Source organism: Flavobacterium algoritolerans, assembly GCF_030010385.1.
In the GTDB taxonomy this organism is placed as follows: Bacteria; Bacteroidota; Bacteroidia; order Flavobacteriales; family Flavobacteriaceae; genus Flavobacterium; species Flavobacterium algoritolerans.
In genome coordinates, this window is record NZ_JASCRZ010000008.1 from 157,580 (window position 1) to 177,518 (window position 19,939).

General features: G+C 33.5%; 9 protein-coding genes. 8 read left to right on the plus strand and 1 reads right to left on the minus strand.

Annotated elements, in window-relative coordinates; all coding sequences use genetic code 11:
* The first annotated feature begins 10 nt into the window (after nt 1-10).
* The 4 genes from QLS65_RS15185 (at nt 11) to QLS65_RS15200 (ending at nt 4,303) form a co-directional block, all read left to right on the plus strand.
* On the plus strand, nt 11-1,417 hold the full coding sequence (locus tag QLS65_RS15185) for a SusD/RagB family nutrient-binding outer membrane lipoprotein (RefSeq protein ID WP_282718568.1): 1,407 nt from the start codon (nt 11-13) through the stop codon (nt 1,415-1,417).
* 122 nt (nt 1,418-1,539) lie between these two features.
* Nucleotides 1,540-2,604, plus strand: coding sequence for an alkaline phosphatase D family protein (locus QLS65_RS15190; protein ID WP_282711503.1), 1,065 nt, complete (start codon nt 1,540-1,542; stop codon nt 2,602-2,604).
* Between the two features lie 406 nt (nt 2,605-3,010).
* A complete protein-coding gene (locus QLS65_RS15195; RefSeq protein ID WP_099716153.1) occupies nt 3,011-3,571 on the plus strand; it encodes a DUF6642 family protein in 561 nt (186 codons plus the stop codon).
* A 102-nt stretch (nt 3,572-3,673) separates the two neighbouring features.
* Entirely contained in the window at nt 3,674-4,303 is a 630-nt protein-coding gene (locus QLS65_RS15200; RefSeq protein ID WP_282718569.1) for an MCP four helix bundle domain-containing protein, read from the plus strand.
* 63 nt (nt 4,304-4,366) lie between these two features.
* Here the strand turns inward: QLS65_RS15200 and QLS65_RS15205 are convergent, their stop codons facing one another.
* The gene (locus tag QLS65_RS15205) at nt 4,367-5,041 is read right to left on the minus strand and encodes a TonB-dependent receptor plug domain-containing protein (protein WP_282718570.1); all 675 of its coding nucleotides are present in this window, start codon (nt 5,039-5,041) and stop codon (nt 4,367-4,369) included.
* A gap of 323 nt (nt 5,042-5,364) precedes the next feature.
* Between QLS65_RS15205 and QLS65_RS15210 the strand changes: the two genes are divergently transcribed.
* The 4 genes from QLS65_RS15210 to QLS65_RS15225 all read left to right on the plus strand — a co-directional run bounded on the left by QLS65_RS15210 (nt 5,365) and on the right by QLS65_RS15225 (nt 19,933).
* Nucleotides 5,365-9,762: a M14 family zinc carboxypeptidase gene (locus QLS65_RS15210; RefSeq protein ID WP_282718571.1), complete on the plus strand. Its 4,398-nt coding sequence runs from the start codon at nt 5,365-5,367 to the stop codon at nt 9,760-9,762.
* A gap of 49 nt (nt 9,763-9,811) precedes the next feature.
* A complete protein-coding gene (locus QLS65_RS15215) occupies nt 9,812-10,030 on the plus strand; it encodes a hypothetical protein (protein ID WP_282711507.1) in 219 nt (72 codons plus the stop codon).
* A 453-nt stretch (nt 10,031-10,483) separates the two neighbouring features.
* Nucleotides 10,484-14,566 (plus strand): M14 family zinc carboxypeptidase, encoded by a 4,083-nt coding sequence (locus QLS65_RS15220; RefSeq protein ID WP_282718572.1) that lies wholly within the window; start codon nt 10,484-10,486, stop codon nt 14,564-14,566.
* Nucleotides 14,567-14,857: 291 nt separating this feature from the next.
* Nucleotides 14,858-19,933 (plus strand): DUF8202 domain-containing protein, encoded by a 5,076-nt coding sequence (locus tag QLS65_RS15225; RefSeq protein WP_282718573.1) that lies wholly within the window; start codon nt 14,858-14,860, stop codon nt 19,931-19,933.
* The last annotated feature ends 6 nt before the right edge of the window (nt 19,934-19,939 follow it).

The following is a 19,939-nucleotide window of genomic DNA, read 5'->3' on the forward strand; positions in this document are numbered from 1 at the left end:
AAAAACAATCATGAAAAAATTTCTAATATTCGTTCTATTATTAAGTGTTTCGATTTCTTGCACCGATCAATTCGAAGAAATTAACACCAATAAAAATCAGCCAACAGCAGCCCAACCTAAAACGCTATTGCCAAATGTCATTTTTAATTTGGCAAATGAAAATGTGTCAAATGCTTTTGACTTTGGAGATATTGTGGCTCAATATGGTGGAAACTATGAGTACAATGAGCTTGATGTATATAACTGGGGAGCCAGTGGCCGTTTTTGGGATATGTACAAATGGCTTAATGACATCAATGACATTAAGAAACAGGCAGCTGTCATAAATGATAAAAATTACGAAGCAGTTTCCCTAATTTTAGAATCCTACGTAATAAGTGTAATTACTGATACGTATGGTAATGTCCCTTATTCAGAAGCATCAAGAGGAGAAGAAGGAATCTTGAAACCGGTGTATGATTCTCAAGAACAGATTTACACAAAAATATTTGAGAATTTAACTACTGCAAATTCCATTATTGAAACGAGTAAATCAATAGAAGGTGATTTATTGTTTAATGGTTCTATGTTGAAATGGAAAAAATTCTGTAATTCACTTCATGTACGATTGTTGATGCGTGTTTCTAATAAGACTGTTGTGAATGCAAAACTAAGTGAAATAATTTCGAAACCAGCAACCTATCCCCTATTTGAGTCCAACTCAGATAATGCAAATTATAAGTACACGGGTGTTTTTCCAAATATATCTCCTATGAGTGATGGGATAAACCGATTGTATGGATACAATATCGTTATGCCTACCACCCACATTGTAAATACACTAATCACTAACAGTGATCCACGTTTGGAGGAATGGATAGATCCAATTGCCGGAACCACGAATCACAAAGGAGTTCAACCGGGTCTTGCTTTAGATCAAATTGGGGAACCAACAAAATACTCCAGAAGAGCCGAAAATTATTTTTATAACAAGACTAAAATAACTTCGATATTCATGACTTATAGTGAGCTAAATTTCTTGTTAGCCGAAGCCCGCCAGCGAAATATAATTACTACCGGAACTGCTCAAGGATATTACAACACTGCAGTGCAAGCATCATTCAATCAATGGAATGTTGCTATGCCTGCAAATTATTTAATCACAACGGCACCTTATAGTGCTACAAATGATGTGCTGTACACACAAAAATGGCTGGCTTTGTACCACACTGGTGCAGAAGCTTGGATAGACTGGAAAAGAACTGGAAAACCAAGCTTTATTCAAGCCGGACCTGGAGCTAAAAATGGCGGTAAAGTCCCTAGAAGAGTTATGTATCCAAGTATTGAGCAATCAGTGAATGCCGAAAACAATAGTGTTGCCGTAAAAGCAATTGGAGGAGATAACATTAATACTAAAGTTTGGTGGGATAACTTTTAAAGTTTTACCATTAAGAGATTAAATGGCATTAAGCTTAATAAACTTAATGCCTTAATGCTGATTATATTTACTCTTTATTTTATAAATTAGTTTTGTGGCAGAACCACTTTTAATAAAAAACAATGAAAAATTTCAATAGACTATTCACAATACTGCAATTGTTGCTATTAACAAACAGTATCTTTTGCACCGCTCAAAAAAATGAGGCTCCAGCGACTCCGCTTAATGAAAGTTTCAAAATCGCATTTGGTTCTTGTGCCCATCAGGACAAAGAACAGCCTATGCTTCAAAAAGCCGTAAAACTAAATCCTGATTTATTCATCTATCTGGGTGATAATATTTATGGAGACACACGAGACATGAATGTATTAAAGAATAAATATGAAAAATTAGCGTCCAAAGTTGAGTTTCAAGAACTGAAAAAAAGCACTAAAATTTTATCGGTTTGGGATGATCATGATTTTGGAGAAAATGACAAAGGAAGACACTATCCGTTTAAAAAAGAGTCTAAAGAAATTTTTATGAACTTTTGGGAAGTTCCCCAAAACTCTGAAAGAAGAACTCATGACGGTATTTATGGTTCCGAATATGTAAAACTAGGTGACAAAACGCTCCAGATAATAATGCTGGACACGAGAACCTTTAGAGATGATTTATTAAATAACGAACCTAAAAATTCAGCCTATAAAAATGACTATATACCTTATACTAAAAAAGATAGTACGATACTTGGAAACAAGCAATGGAAATGGTTAGAAAATGAGTTGTCAAAAAAAGCAGACATCAGAATCATTGCCTCAAGTTTGCAATTTGGGCATGAGTATAATGGGTATGAATCCTGGACAAATATGCCTCATGAACAAGCAAAATTTGTTGATTTAATAGCAAAAACCAAAGCCAATGGTGTTGTATTTATTTCGGGAGATGTTCACTGGGGTGAAATTTCAAAAATGAAAACAAATAATTCGTATCCTTTGTATGATGTTACCTCAAGCGGTATAACCCAAACATGGACTAGCACTGAGTCGAATAAAAACAGGATTGGTGATGTGATTATACAGAACAATATTGGTTTAATAGAAATTTTCTACAAAGACAAAGAGCCGTTGATTAAACTGAACTTATTTGACAAAAACGGCATCGTTAGTAATCATAATTTTCTATTATCGGAGATTTCATTTAACTAATAATGGTTATCTCTTTAGGAATCAATAATCAAACCATATACAGATTGTTCTAACAAAAGTAATCTGTATTATAAAAACTGTAATAGCTAATGATGAAGCCTTTAAAAAGCCAATTCATTAGCTATTTTTATTCTATTTTTATTCTATTTTAATCCTTCCTTATTCTAAGCTAATGGAGAATAACTTAAAGGTTAATAACTATTTATTGTTAAATACTAACAACGAATTTCATTCTGAAGTAATTTTACAAAATGAGATTACGAAGCCTTAATTTGAGAAGATTATTGACTTTGTGGCAAGTGTCAAAAAACTGTCATTTGTTTTGAATCCCAAGAGTGTTACTTCTGTAAATTCTTGTCTCAATAAAATATTTGTTTGCATTATATCATCTACATAAACTAAATTCATGGATTCAGATACATTTATTTTCTGCCTCGAAGCCGTTCCCGATATAGAAACTGACACCGTTACTGAAGTAGTCAAAAACCTGGAGCAATTAGCCTTTGAACAAGGCATTACAAGTATTTATAAAACCTGTGATACTATTGAAGGACTAGAAGAAAGCTTAAATACATTGCTTTATGACGACCATAATTTTACCAATTATGAAATAATCTACTTAGTGATGCAAGGCGAAGGAAACAATATTTGCCTCAATGAATATTACTACAGTTTAGAAGAAATAGCCGAGCTTTTTGAAGGAAAAATGAAAGGGAAAATTTTACATTTTGCCAATGCAAAAGTATTGGACTTGAGCCAGGAAGAAGCACAATATTTTTTAGATATTACAGGAGCACGTGCTGTTTCCGGTTATGGAGCAAAATTCAATACCTTAACCAGCAGTAATCTTGACAAAGCTTTCTTTAGTTTATTTGAAGAACTAGATGATGTTGTTGAAATTGTAGAAGAATTATATCAAAAACATTATGCGCTTTGTAAACTACTTGATTTCAGGTTATATTATTAAAATGAATCATTTCTAAAATGTATACTTTTCTATACTATCTACTGTAGTTAAAACAAATTCAATACAATAGCTTATATTGCAATACTTATAAATTCTGTCGCGATGAAAGATTTAAAAAAATACAGTAATAAAACAAAAGCCGCTTTTGTTTTACTGATTGTTATGTTTATCATCTTATTGAGTAATTTCAATACACTGCAAAATTCTAAAAAAACGAATGAGGATATCAATACAATCTATAATGACCGATTAGTTGTGGCTCGTTATATTTTTCAGTATACAAATGAGCTTTATTCCATAAAAGCTAACGCAGTAGAAGCAAAACTAAATGATACTCAAAAAAAGGAACAAATCACAGCCGCTTTAAAAAACATTCAAAACATAAATAAATTATACCTGAAAACTGTTTTAACTCCCAAAGAAAAAACATCTTTAGTTGCATTTCTGGCTTCTTGTTCTGCGATTAATAAAGAGGCTAAAAATAAAAACTGGAAGCAAGTAAATTACTCCAGTAATCAAGCTTTGCAAATACTGGAACTGTTGTCACAAATTCAAAGTAAAGAGGGTAAGTCTAAATTGACACACTCAAATACCTTGCACAACGACAATAATCTTCTTGGTCAACTTCAGATTGCTTTATTGGTTGTTTTAGGCGGAATAACCTTATATCTATTGATGTCAAAGAAAAACAAGATAACTATCAAACTCCCAGAACCACAAAGCATGAATTAACCATTAGCCAAAAGTATTTTGATGCTAATCTAAAAGCTACAAGATGTAAAAGTATTTTCAGCCCTACTTCGTCTTTATTACAATGACTCCACTAGCACCTTGAGCTCCATAAATAGAGGCCTCGGCATCTTTTAATACACTTACACTTCTTACATTATTAGGGGAAATAAAGTCTATACTTGATACAATAACGCCATCAACTACAAATAATGGTTCCGAGATATTATTAATTGAACTCACCCCTCTAATGATTATTCTATTATCCCTTGTGACAGTAACTCCAGCTAAACGTCCTCTTATAAGGTCATAAATAGTATTAAAAATACTTGAATTTTTATCATTTTGAGCATCTAAACTTTTTATTGTATTGACCTTATATTGTTGATCCACATCAGAATACCCGATAGTAATCTTATCCCCATTTTTGGCTCGGTCTTTTATCGATTTTTGCGATTCTAAAAACATGAAATTCATTACATTTTCATTATTGAATTTAGAGGACAATAAACCAAACTTATACGAATATACATTAATAACTGCTACTCCCTCAGGAAGCAAAACTTCAAAATCCCCTTTGCTATTCGTAGTAACATTTGAATAAATGGAATCTAAATATATTCTGGCATTTGCCACTGGATTATTCTTATAATCCATAACTTTTCCCGTCAGCTTATTTTGGGCATGACCAAAACCTACAAATACGAAGAATACAATTACCAATGTTCTAGAAATTTTCATAATACAATATTTTATAAATTTTATTAAATGTACTAAAAAAGTGATCTAAAATTATTATTTTTTATTAAAATAGATATTTGTCGGGCTCAATAAGCCGTTAATACCCAATTAGAAAGAAATTATATTAAAATAAAACTCAGTTTAAATAATTAACAAAAGCCTTGTCAAATAAATACTTTATCTAAAATTTAAACTATTTAACGTTTTTAACATGATAAAAACAACTTTAAGCGTATTTAATCGATTAAATAACACGTTTAAACGAAAATTATATTGTTTTTACTAAATATTTGATTTAGTTTTGGGCTTCAAAATAATCTTTCATGAAAAAAAATTACCTAATAGCTTTTTTTACCATTTTACTGTTAAATCAATTTTCTTTTGCACAGCAAACTCCAATAGCTAAAAGAGTTTCAATTTCAAAACCATCTCAATCACAACTTTTGCAAATTAAAGATGCAGGGATTGATCTGAGTTGCGGGGCAATTTTCAGTGAAGACAATCTAACACTTGAACTTGATAGTCAAGAATTAAAAAGCTTAGAAAAAGCAAAAATTGACTATACAATTATCATAAATGACTTAAAAGCCTATTATGAAAAAGTCACAAAAAAAGAACTTCCAAAAGCGAAGCGCGAATTAGATGAATTAAAAAAGCAATCTAAAAACAATGCAAAATCTTATAGTGCTAAATCAACTAGTGTTGGAAATTTTATACAATATGAAGAATGCAGTGAAGTAGATTGGGCTGTTCCACAAAACTTTCAATTAGGTAGTATGGCAGGCTGTTTGACCTATGCAGAAGTTCTATCCCAATTAGATTTAATGAGAACTAAATTCCCTAATTTAATATCCATAAAAGCAAATGCATCTCCAACAAATCAAGTAACACATGGTAATGCTTTTACTAATTCAGGGGCTTACAGTACATGGCCTGGGCAAACAATATATTATGTTAGAATTTCAGATAATCCTGATGCTGCTGAGGTAAACGAGCCAGAATCTTTGTATTCTGGAATGACACATTCAAGAGAGGTTAGCAGTATGATGAATATCATTTACTACATGTGGTATGTATTAGAAAATTACAGCACTAACCCTGGTATTAAAAATCTGGTTGATAATCATCAGATGTACTTTATTCCGGTAGTAAATCCAGATGGTTTAAAATGGAATGAACAAATAGCTCCTAGTGGAGGCGGTCTGCAACGTAAAAATCTTAATCCTACAGCAAATCCTGGGAATAATGAAGCTAGAGGAGTCGATTTAAATAGAAATTTTAATTATTTCTGGGGTTCAAATCCAATATATGGAGGTTCATCAGGAACGGCAGCCAATCAAACTTACAGAGGTACTAGTGCTGTATCTGAACCTGAAACTAAAATAATAACAGATTTTTCATTAGCAAGGAATTTCAAAACTGCTCTAAATCATCATGCGTTCCAAAATTTAATGCCACATGCTTATAATGGGTATCCTGGAGCACCTGCCTCTGGAAGAGAAAATGAGTTTGCAAAATTTTGTCAGGACTTAACACGATTTAATAGATACATTTATGGGGAAGCACCAGATGTCTTAACTGTTGCAAATGGCGATCTTAGTGACTGGATGTTAGGAGGCGTTGCTGATGTAAATGGATCAACAGGATCAGGAAAACAAGTCTTAGCACTCTCTCCTGAACATGGCGCACCTGATGGAAGCGAAGGAAGTTTTTGGCCAACTGGTACACAAATTGTCAATATTGCAAAAAGAGGTATGAGAATGAATTTTGTAAATGCTTATTATAGTGGTAAATTTGCTCAATTTCACGATTTAAATACAACAGACATCACTACAAAGACTGGAAATTTTAAATTTGGTCTTGAATATTTGGGACAAACATTAGGCAATCTTACATTAACAGTTACACCTATTTCCTCAAATATAGTTTCTGTAACATCTCCGTCAACACAAACTGGATGGTCTAAATTAGAACAACGTACCCTGAATGCAGCTTATGTTTTAAATGATGACATTAAAGCTAATGAAATTATTGAATTTAAGGTTTCGTTAAGAAACGATGATGGCTATGTAATGTATGAAACCAACATAATTAAACATTTTACTCCAACAGTTTTATTATTTGAAAACCCGGATGTTTCTGGTATTACAAATTGGACTAGTTCTGGAGGCGCGTGGGGAACCACTACGGATTCTTTCTCTGGAACTACTGCTATTACTGATTCTCCTTCAGGGGCTTACGCAAATAATACTAGTAAATCCTTAAAACTAAACACAGCTGTTAACTTATCTAACGGTGCAGGATCTGTTGTTCAATTTTATGCAAAATGGGATTTAGAGAGAAATTTTGATTATGCTCAATTTCAAGGCTCAAAAGATGGTACTAACTGGGTTACACTATGTGGAAAATACACAAAACCTGGATCATCTTTAATCACAAATCCACATAATAGTAGTCTTAGTTCCGTTCCTACCCCTACAAAAACCAATACTGATAAGAATAATCAACCGGCAGGTCTATCAGTATACGAAGGGGACACCATGGATAAATGGATAATGGAAGAAATTTATATCAACGCTACAGAAAACAGTTTCTTGTCAGGACAAACTAATGTACAATTTAGATTTTTATTAGATTCAGATTCCTCAAATAGAACGGATGGATATTCCACAACTTTTGATGGTTTTGTTTTTGACGATTTCAAAATTATAAAAATACCATCAGCTCCACCAGTAGCAGTATGTAAAACAGCCACTTTATCATTAAACAGTAGTGGTTCATTAACTGTTTTGCCTAGTGATGTGAATAATAATTCTACTGATGATGTAGGTATCACTACACTAACAGTTTCTCCGAATACATTTGATTGTACCCATGCAGATACGACACAAAATGTAACCCTCACAGTGACCGACGCAGACGGGCAAACCAGCACATGTATTGCTAATGTAACTATCAAAGATGTAACACCTCCTGTAACTCCAACTTTGGCAGATATTAATGGACAATGCTCCGTTACTCCTGTTAGTCCTACAACTACTGATGCTTGCGCTGGTACAATTACTGGTACAACAACTACGACTTTCCCTATAACTACATCAGGAACCACAGTGGTAGTTTGGACATTTAATGATGATAATGGGCAATTAGTAACAGCAAATCAAAATATAATTATTGGCTCAACAACATGGGACGGTTCCTCTTGGTCAAATAGTGAACCCGTTTCAGGTATGAAAGCTATCATATCTGCAAATCTGACTTTAAACACAAACCTTACGGCTTGTAGTCTTACTGTAAATAACAATGCTGTAGTTAAAGTAAATCCAGGGTTCAATTTCAATATTGCGGGTGATGTAAATGTTGCGTCAGGTTCTTCGTTAACATTTGAAAGTAATGCCAACTTGATACAAACCAAAAGCACTAATGGTAATACCGGAAACATTATTGTAAAAAGAAAGACATCTACTTTAATGCTTTTAGATTATGTATTATGGAGTGCTCCTGTATCTGGTCAACAATTGCAATTATTCTCTCCATCTACACTATCGAATCGTTTTTACACTTACAATCCTTCAACCAATTTTTATAATGGTGTAACTTCTACAACTAATTTTGCAACAGGAACTGGTTACTTAATTCGCATGCCAAACAATCATCCTACAACTCCAACTATCTGGGAAGGAGAATTTCAGGGCATTCCTAACAATGGAAATTATAATTTAGCCGTTACCAATAATACCTATAACGCTATTGGAAACCCTTATCCTTCTACTATAAATGCCAATACTTTTATTACAACAAATAATATTACTGAGGCATTATACTTTTGGAGAAAAACAAATAACAGCTTGACTTCCTCCTATGCAACTTATACTCTTGCAGGTGGAACTGCTAACGCAGGCGGATTAAGCAGCATTCAACCTAATGGTATTATTCAAGTAGGTCAAGGCTTTATTGCCAAGGCTACTGCTAACACTATTTTATTCACAAATGCTATGCGTTTGGGTAATAATGGAGACCAGTTTTTAAGAACTAAAAATATAGAGCGCAATAGAATTTGGCTGAACCTCTCCACTCCTACTGCTCCAGTAAACCAAATGTTAGTTGCTTACATGACTGACGCCACCACAGGAATTGACGCCACAATAGACGGAAGGTATATTAATGACAATCCTATTGCTTTAAACTCTTTAATCGAAAATGAAGAGTTTATTATACAAGGAAGAAGCCTTCCATTTGTAGACACTGATATTGTCCCCCTAACATTCAAAACTAATATGAGCGGAAACTACACCATTGCTATTGATCATGTTGACGGATTATTTACTAATCAACAAGGCATATTCTTAATGGATAAACTAAATGGTTTTATTCATGATTTGAAAAAAAGCGACTATCCTTTTTCATCAGCAATTGGAACATTCAACAACCGTTTTGAATTAATGTATAAAAACAGCAGTACACTTGGTGTTGAAACTCCTGTAATTGACGAAAATAATATAGTAGTTTTTAATCAGAAAGGTGTTTTAAATATCAATTCCGGTACAATAATTATGAAAAACGTTACACTATTTGATATCAGAGGAAGGTTAATCTTTGAGCAAAAAGAGATTAATGCTACTTCAACTTCAATCAAAGATTTTGGTGCGGCAGAGCAGACTTTAATTATTAAAATAACATCTGACAAAAACAAAGTTATTACTAAAAAAGTAGTTTATTAATCTTGTTTACTTCTACAAACTGGATAAAATCAAAAACATAAATCGAAAAATGAAAAACATACTATTAAAATTATATTGTACCCTCTTTTGTACCTTATCCAGTGTTATGCTATTTGCTCAAGCTGGTGATGACACTCCTACCGGCGATTTAGAGAATACAGATGCACCTGCTGCCCCAATAAACGGTAAACTTTTTGTATTGGCTATTGCAGGAATTATTTTTGCCTATTATACTTTTAAAAAATATAGAAAAATACAAGGTATTTAAGATACATATCCGAGCTTTATTAAAACATTATTTCTAAAGTTCGGATAAAATCAAAATCAATCAGATCGTTTGCATTTTAAACAAACCCACTAAAAAAAATTACAGAACACGAAATAAAACCGATACAAAAATTTAGCATTTATTTTTTTATTTATCCAAAGCCATAGTTTTAATTTTATCATTACTGATAAATTAAAATTTTGGCTTTTCGTTTTAAAATTAAACTATTTTAAAAATAGCACTAAATAAAAGAGTTAACAGTAATAGATAAACCTATCTAAAATTTGTCGTTATTTCGATTAAAATCAATTTTTCAGTAACTCTATCCTCAATCATTCAAAAGACTCAGCGTAACAAAAATGCACTTCGTCGATAAATTAATGCGTTTTATCGATTTTTAAATTGTTTTTGTTAAAATTTTATTTTAGTTTTGATAACCTAAATTATTTTACCATGAAAAAAACTACTTTTATTTTTCTTTTGTTTTCTTTTATTTTCATCAAATCTTACGCTCAAACAAAATCTATTACTAGTAATTCTAGTCAAATTGAAGATACAGAGTTTAAGTATAAAAGAGTTCAGATTTCGAAAAGTTCTCCCGATGTTATCAAAAAATTAATGGAAACTGGTGTAGATCTAGATTGCGGTATAGTGAATACCGCTACCTATATTCAATTAGAACTTTCTGATTATGAATTAGGCAAAATCAAATCTGCCGGCTTGAAATATAAAGTAGTAATTGAAGATCTTACAAAATTATATTCGGAAAGAGCTCAAAAAGATATGCCTCAGGCCCAAAGCAATTTACTTAGAGAAAAAAATAGCTCAAAAACAAACAAATCATTGAGCGTAAAAAATGTTATTATTGGTAATATTGGACAACAAAATGATTGTAGTGAAATCAACTTTGTAACACCTACTAATTTTACTATTCCGTCAACTTTTGGTGGATGTTTAACTAATAACGGAATGATTGCTGAATTAGATAAAATGCAGCAAATGTATCCAAATCTAATATCTGTTAAAGCAAATATTTCTCCATCAAATCAACTAACACACCAGGGAAGACCTATTTATTATGTAAAAATCTCTGATAACCCATCAGTGAATGAAACAGAACCAAATGTTCTTTATACTGGTATGACACATTCAAGAGAAGTAAGCAGTATGATGAATACTATATACTATATGTGGTATTTATTGGAAAACTACTACTCAGATCCTTTTATAAAAAGTATCGTTGATAATACCGAAATGTATTTTGTTCCTGTAGCAAATCCGGATGGATTGTCTTGGAATGAAACTATTGCGCCAACCGGTGGAGGAATGCAACGTAAAAATTTAAGACCTGGAATTTGTGATGCTGGAACTACAGCATCCAGTAACAATACTAGAGGAGTTGATTTAAATAGAAATTACGGTTACTATTATGGATTAGTTGGTTCTTCTACTGTTTTATGCGACAATACTTATAGAGGAACAGCTGCCTTTTCTGAGCCAGAAACTCAAATGATGAGAGATTTTGTTTTAACAAAAAATTTCAAGACAGCTTTAAATCATCATGCGTATTCAAATCTTCTTCCGCACCCAATAAATGGGAAATCGGGAGTTTTAACAGGGAGAGAAAATGAATTTGCTAAGTTAAGTCATGATATGACACAATACAACAGATATGTTTATGGACCTGCTCCAGGAATATTATATGCTGCGAGTGGCGATGCAAGTGACTGGATGACGGGCGGAGTTAATGACGGAACAGGTTCCACCGGATCTGGAAAAAACACTTTATCGTTATCCCCGGAAAATGGAAGTTTAGCAGAAGGTGGTTTTTGGCCTAGCCCAATAAATATTACCGCTATTGCAAAAAGAGCCTTGAGAATGAATTTAATTGCTGCTTACTATGCCGGAAAATATGCGAAATTTCATGACCTTACACAAAGCAGTATCACATCCTTAAATTCTAATTTAACTTTTGGAATTGAAAGACTTGGGCAAACTACTGCAAATTATACGTTAACAGTTACACCTGTATCCAGCAATATCGTTTCTATTACATCTCCAACGGTACAAACCGGAATGACTGTATTAGAACAAAGAAATGTAACTGCTGCAATACAATTAGCTCCTGGAATTTTACCCAATCAAAAAATTGAATATAAAATTTCATTGAGTAACGGGGATTATATTTTATACGAAGCTAATTTTATAAAATATTACCAGCCAACTGTATTATTCAGCGATAATCCTGACGCTAATTTATTGTCTAAATGGACACAAGCTGGTGGCACATGGGTAAATTCGACCAGTGCTTACTCAGGAACAAGATCAATTACTGATGCTTCAACTGTAGCATACGCAAATAATCTTAACAAAACCCTTACTACAGCCACTACTTCAAATTTATCTGGAGCGACTAAAGTTTTAGTACAGTATTATGCAAAATGGGATTTAGAAAGAAATTTTGATTTAGTTCAAATGCAAGGTTCTACAAATGGAACAAACTGGACTCCATTGTGCGGTACTTACACTAAGCCTACATCAACAACCGAAACGAATCCACATGCCACCAAATCATCTACTAATAATTTCCAGAATACTGCCGGTGCTGGTGGTGTTTTATATGATGGAAATCAAATGGGTAAATGGGTAATGGAAGAAATTGTAATTGATGCCAGTAACAATTCCTTTTTAGTTGGTGCTACAGCTGCCAGATTCAGATTGTATATGAGATCTGACAGTTCCAATAATACTGATGGTTATACGACTACCTTCGATGGTTTTTATATCGACGATTTTAAAGTCATCAAAATTTTAGACTTATCTGCAGCTCCTGTAGCTATTTGTAAAGACGCAACTTTATCCTTAAACAGTAGCGGACAATTAACCGTATTGCCAACAGATATAAATAATGGATCTACAGATGATGTTGCCATTACTTCTATTTCGGTTTCTCCAAACACTTTCAATTGTACCCATAGAAACACTACTCAACTAGTGACTCTGACTGTTACTGATGCTGACGGACAAACTTCAAGCTGTACTTCTAGTGTAACTATTAAAGATACAACTGCGCCAATAATTCCAACTTTGGCTACTGTAATGAGTCAAAATGCCGTAACGCTTACTGCTCCTACAACAACTGATATATGTGCAGGAACAATAATAGGAACAACTGACGCAACATTTCCTATAACTGCACAAGGAACAACTGTAGTAGTATGGACTTTTGATGATGGAAGCGGACAATCTGTAACAGCAAATCAAAATGTAATTATAGATAACACAGCTCCTACAGCTCCTACTGAATTAATAGCTTCGGGAACCACTCAAACCTCAACTAATTTGTCATGGACAGCTTCTACTGATGATACTACTGTAACAGGGTACGATGTATATCAGGGAAGTACTTTAAGAGCGAGTGTTACAACTACTTCCTATGCAGTAACTGGATTAACAGCTTCAACTGCGTATACTTTTTCTGTAAAAGCAAAAGATGCTGTCGAAAACATCTCGGCTGAAAGCATTATGGTAAATGTTACCACACTAGACCCAATTGTTGACACAACTGCCCCTTCGGCTCCAGCTTCATTAGTCGCTTCTGGGACCACTCAAACCACAACTAATTTGTCTTGGACAGCTTCAGCAGATGATACTGCAGTTACTGGCTATGATGTGTATCAAGAAACTACTTTGATGGCCAGCGTAACAGCAACTTCTTATACAGTAACTGGATTAACAGCTTCAACAGCCTATGCATTCTCAATAAGAGCCAAAGATGCCGCAGGAAACATTTCAGTTTCAAGTAATGTGGCAAGCGTAACAACCTCAGCGTCTATTGCAGCTTATTGCGTTTCTAAAGGAAATAGTGTCACAAAAGAGAAAATTGGGAAAGTTGTTTTTGGAACAATAAACAATACTACAACTGGTGGAACAGGTTATGAAAACTACACTGCAATTGCAACAAATGCCACAAGAGGAACTTCATACACTATTACAATAACACCTTCTTGGGCTTCAACAAAATACAAAGAAGGATATAGCGTTTGGATTGATTACAATGGAGACGGTGATTTTGTAGATGCCGGTGAACAAGTCTTCACAAGAGCAGCTACAACAACTACACCCGTTACTGGAAGCATCACCGTTCCTGCTACAGCAAAAATTGGAGCAACCAGAATGAGAGTTTCTATGAAATACAATGCAATTCCTACTTCATGCGAAACATTTGCTTCAGGACAAGTTGAAGATTATACGGTAAATATTACCGCTCCAGCTGCCCGAACAAATGAAACCAGTAAACAGAAAGAGATTACAAACGATATTGTAGTCTACCCAAATCCAACGACATTATTCCTACATATAAATTCAGTTTCTGAGGATGCAACCTATAAAATCTACAATGTAATTGGTCAAACCATTATGAAAGGGAAACTATCAAATAATTCCATTAATGTTTCTTCTATTGCCGAAGGAAATTATTTACTGGAAATAACTGATAAAGAAACCACTACAATAAAACGTTTTATAAAACAATAATACTTCGTTACATTGAAACTAAAAAGCTATCAAAATATGATAGCTTTTTTTTTCAATAAGGTGTTTCTTACTCACTAATTAATTTTCTTTTTCTGATTAAAATCATAAAACATTGAATTTAAACGCTAATAATTGCTTTTTGTCGTTAAAAAGGCATTGTAATTAGGAATAAATATTTTACTTTTGACATATTAAATTATTTTTTTTAAAGCATTAATTATCTGATAATTAAAACCAAATAAAGAATAAATACGTAAATGAAACTAGACGTAGCCAAAATATACATAGCTTATGAATAAATTATTACTCAAAAAAGTAAAAAACATACTTATAATTCTTTTCATTTTAAATTGTTCAGTAATATTTTCACAACAAATTGATGTTTACGGAAATGGAAATATAATAAATGATAATGGAGGTAATTCACCATTAGTACTCAACCAAACTAATTTTGGTTCTACTAATGAAAGCTCTGGTGTAATAACGAAAGTTTTTACTATCACAAATAATGCATTGGCAACAAACCTTACTCTTGGTTCCATAACTATCGCTGGTGCAAATGCATCTGATTTTACTGTGACAAGACAACCAGCAACAACAGTAGCTCCGTTAGGAGGAACAACTACATTTGAAATAATTTTTAACCCAACAGCTTTGGGTGTTAGAAATGCAACCATATCATTTAGTACAAATGTAACTGGAAAAAACCCCTATAACTTTAACCTAAGCGGAACAGGAACTAGCTTTCCATCGCAAAGCTATACTTTATTTTACGAAAATTTTGACGCTAATAATGGCGGTTGGACTGCAGCTAGTTCTGCCGGAAGTAGTTGGACACATGGTAATACTCCTTACAATGGAGAAGGTAATTATTGGAGAATTGGAAATAACTTCGGGAGTAATACAGCCTCTACATTAACATCACCTACAATTAATACAACAGGATATAATAATATCAGAATTTCATTAGATTTAAGAGTTGGAACTCAAGAAGCTGATGATGGAATGCAAATTCAGTATAGTACTGACTTGGGTAGTACGTGGAAAGTACTTGGTGCTTATCAAGAATCTACAACTTGGTACAACAATAGCAATGTTACAACACTTAACAGTGGAACCGGATCATTAGGAAGTCTATTAGGATTTACTGGAACAATAAATACAGGTGTAGCAGGTTTCAACGATTTTGTAGAACGTTCTACTCAATCTAATGATTTAGATAACAAATCGAATATTATTTTCAGAATATTAATTAGAACCAATAATACTAACAATAACGGAACGATTGCTATTGATAATTTCTTTGTAAAAGGTGACCCCATTACACCATTTGCCAATAAACCTTTTACACCCGGTAATGTTCCTACTAACTTAAAATTATGGCTAAAAGCTAATGCTGGAACTGGTTCAGCTACTGATGGCACATCTTTAGCCCAATGGAATGACCAAGCTATTGATAACGATGCAAAAAGTATTGGAGTGGCTCAACCTATTTATAGGGACGGAACTAGAAATATTAACTATAATCCTGTTGTAGATTTCACTATTGCTGGCGCTACTTCTATGAGAGGTAAAGGTGGTTTTCACGCACAAGATTATTTTGTTGTAGTAAAATCTAATAATACAATAAACAGTGCTTCTGCTACAAGACAAGCACCTATATCAGGAAGAACTTCTATTAGTAGTTTTCACCTAGATGGAACTGCATTTGCTTTAGGAAACTTTACTGCTAGATATAAAAATGAGTTAGTATCACATAGTATTAGCTCTGTTCCTCAAACCCCATCAACTAGTTCATACGGAATGGCTTATGCAACTACAACAGAAACTTATATACAAGAAACAACAATATATAATGTAAAGACTAATGCTGCAGGAACATCAACAGAAATATACAAAAACGGAAAAAGAATTGATAATTATCCGGGAGAATCAGTAGCATCAGATCAAATAACTGTTACTGGAATTCTAAATTTTTCTGAATTCAATAATATTCAATATAACCTTGGAGTTGGTAGATTTTCATTGAATGGGAATGTGGCTTCTTATCTTGATGGAAAATTATCTGAGATAATTTCTTATTCGGACATAAAATCTGCAGCAGAAAAAAAGAAAATCGAATCATATCTTGCTATAAAAAATGGTGTAACACTGCACGCTTCAAATAGCATTACAGCAAATAATTTAGGAGATACTGATTATGTAGATTCTAGTGGTGCTACTATTTGGAGTACCTCAGCCAACACTGGCTTTAATTATGATATTGCAGGCATAGGTAGAGATGACAATAGTGCTTTAAATCAAAAACAATCCAAAAGTGAAAATCCTGGAACAGTTTTAACTATTGGGATTGGAGACGTAATGAGTACTAATAACTTAAACCCTAATAGTTTTTTAAACGATAGAAACTATTTAGTTTGGGGATCTAACGATGGTACAATGTCCAATTCTGGAGTCAACTTAAATATAGATTTAGGACCAACGACAATTACTACTATTACAGAAGTAGTCAATAGAAAATGGAAAGTAGTAGAGACAGGCGGTGATGTAGGTACCGCACGTGTTAACATTCCTACTGCCTCTTTTGTGAGTGGTTTACCCGCTCTTGGTGCAACAGATGCTTATGTTATGGTTGTAGCTACCAATGCAGCATTTACAACAGGATTAGAAACCGTTTTTATGTCAACTTCTGGAGCTAACGAAACCTGTTTATATGATTTTGATGGTACTAAATACATCTCTTTTGGTGTGGCACATAGAGCTACAAATCCGTTGCATATTACACTAGACGGTGTTGACGATTATGTAAGAATTGATAACAGTAACGAACTACCTACTGTTTTTTCTGTTATGACTTGGATTCGACCAAACGGAACCAATACAGCAGCAAATGAAAGAACCATTTTATCAAAAAAATCCGCTGCCGGAAACGGGTATCAAATAGTTTTACAAAACGACAATAGAGTTAGGTTTGAATGGTACGACGGGTCAGCAATTTTAAGAACCGCAATAACAAATACTATTTTACCAAATGTAAAATGGCACAATATAGCATACACCTTCGCTACCAATACACTATCCATTTACATTGATGGTGTTTTGGAAAAAACAGTAACAATGTCTGGAAACCCAGGTGCATCAACAGGAATTTTCAGTATTGGTGGGCAGTACATAACTAAAAACGCCATTAATAACTTATTTAAAGGTGACATAGACGAACTTAGAATGTGGAATCGAGTACTTACCGCAACAGAGATTCGATTCATTATGAACCAAGAAATAGTACAAAGTAGTACCGGGACAACTGGAACAATTATTCCCTCTACAATTACTAAAAACGACATTAATACTTTGCTTTGGAATAATTTATTTGCTTATTACTCTATGAATTCCTATATAGGAACACATTTAGATGATGATTCAGTAAACGTTAACAGAGGAAGTTTAGTAATTCCTGATAAAATATCAATCAATGTACAAACTGCTCCAATGCCTTATATCAGTACTGCTGATGGATTATGGCAAACTGCTGCAACATGGACAAATGGAGCAAATCAAGACCAGCCTTACAGCTTATCAATCATAGATAACGCAACCCGTGTAGACTGGAATATTGTGAGAACAACTCATACTATTATTTCTGATGGAAATAAAACAGTTTTAGGATTATTTGTCAATAGTAATACTTTGAGCGCCACTAATGATTCAAAAATTGAAGTTTCACATTACTTGAAACTAGATGGCAAAATTGATTTAGTGGGAAGATCGCAATTGGTACAAAAACTAGGCAGCGACTTAGATGCAACGAGTTCCGGTTCATTAGAAAGAGACCAACAAGGACAGGCTAACAAGTACAATTACAACTATTGGAGTTCTCCAGTGGGAGCCATAAACACAACTACAAATAACAATACTTTTACTGTAGCCGGAGTTTTGAGAGATGGTACAAATGCTGCAGCACCAGGAACCATAAACTGGATTAATGGGTATGATGGAGCTACATCTCCGTTTAGTTTAGCACGTTTTTGGATTTATAAATTCGATAATTTGGCTAATAATTATGCCAATTGGACTCAAATAGGCGAAACAGGATTATTATCAGCCAGTAAAGGATTTACTTTAAAAGGACCTGGAACTTCAGGAACGCAGAATCTAACCTTTTTAGGAAAACCTAATAATGGTACCATAAATAATACTGTAGGAGCTGATCAATTGTTACTAGTGGGTAATCCATATCCATCAGCACTAGATGCAAATAAATTTATTAATGACAACATTGGTTCTATAGAAACAGTAACTACTAATCCGGCAATTGATGGTGCCTTGTATTTCTGGGAACATTATGCTACCAATAGTTCACATGAATTAGCTGCCTATCAAGGAGGATATGGCATCCGAAATCTTTCTGGTGGAGTCGCTCCAAGCGCTACTGGTGTAGATTTCATAAGTGGATCTGGTACAGCAAGTAAGTTAGCGCCTAACCAATTCATTCCTGTGGGACAAGGTTTCTTTATTATAGGTAAAGTGGGTACTGGAGGAACAGTAACTTTTAATAACAGCCAAAGAGAGTTTATTACGGAGACAAATGCAAGTTCCCAAACAACATACAAAATCCCAGTTAATCCAAAGACAGATACCCATTGGACAGACAATAGCAATACTCCAATTGAGAAAGATACCCATAAAAAAATACGTCTAGGATTTAATGTAATGGACAAAACATTCCACAGGCAAGTATTATTAGCCTTTATGGACGAAAAAGCAAATAGTGAAATGAATGATGGTTACGATGCTTTCAATATAGATGATTCTCCAAGTGATATGTATTTATTGAATGGCGAAAATGAATTAGCCATACAAGGAGAAGGTTATTTTGATGAAGATGCCTCCTTCCCTATTGCGGTTCGAACAGAAGCACCAGGAAAAGTATCATTTGGGATTGATGCCTTAGAAAATTTTGATCAAAACCAAAATATTTTTATTTACGATAAAGAAACGGATACCTACAATAGCATAAAAAACAAACTTTATGAAGTAGAACTTCCTCAAGGATACTTTACGGATCGTTTCTCCCTTCGCTTTACGGATAAAACACTTGGTGTAAAAGATGTAATTTATGAGAATACTATTCAAGTAGTTTTTACACGTTCTAATAATGTTTTGAATATTAAAAATGGAGCAACTGATAATACAGTTGTTGCCGTGTCGCTTTTCAATATTCAAGGAAAGTTGATGTCTACTTGGGATGTTTCCGAAAAAGAACAAACTAACATTAAAATCCCAATTCAAAACAAAACATCGGGAGTTTATATCGTAAAATTAAAAACCTCAAAAGGAAATATCAATAAAAAAATTATTATCAAATAATTTAAA